At 35.2% G+C, this 426-nt stretch carries 1 protein-coding gene; it reads left to right on the top strand.

The window, feature by feature from the left end; genetic code table 11:
* Positions 1-153: 153 nt before the first annotated feature.
* On the top strand, positions 154-426 hold a 273-nt coding region (locus RYX56_RS21275; protein ID WP_317123981.1), incomplete at its 3' end, for an ATP-binding cassette domain-containing protein.

The raw sequence follows: 426 nt of genomic DNA, 5'->3' as shown, positions 1-426 counted from the left end.
GCCTTCTATCAATGTATCTCCAGATATGGCAAAACAAACAGCTGGTCATTGGCAATAGTCTTCTATAGTAATTTAGATTTATAAATAATAAAAGTAGAATGCAAGATATTCTTGCATTCTACAGCTTTAATAAGCCGTTGGGGGTGAACACAATTGTCCGAAACAGTTTTAGAAATGAGTGGTATTTATAAAAACTTTGGAAAAACTCAGGCTTTAAGTGGAATAAATTTTGAATTAAGAACTGGTGAGATTCATGCGCTGATAGGTGAAAACGGAGCAGGGAAATCCACTTTAATTAAAGTCATTGGCGGCGTCCATAAACCGGCTCAAGGTGAAATAAAAATTGATGGCAAGAAAGTAGAAATTGAAAATGTACAAGATGCAAGGTCATTGGGGATCGGAATTATTCACCAAGAAATTGTTCTT

It is taken from the genome of Alkalihalophilus lindianensis (assembly GCF_032843265.1).
Taxonomy (GTDB): Bacteria; Bacillota; Bacilli; order Bacillales; family Bacillaceae_D; genus Alkalihalophilus; species Alkalihalophilus lindianensis.
The sequence above is the reverse complement of the archived record's forward strand: the minus strand, read 5'-3'. Positions and strand labels throughout refer to the sequence as shown.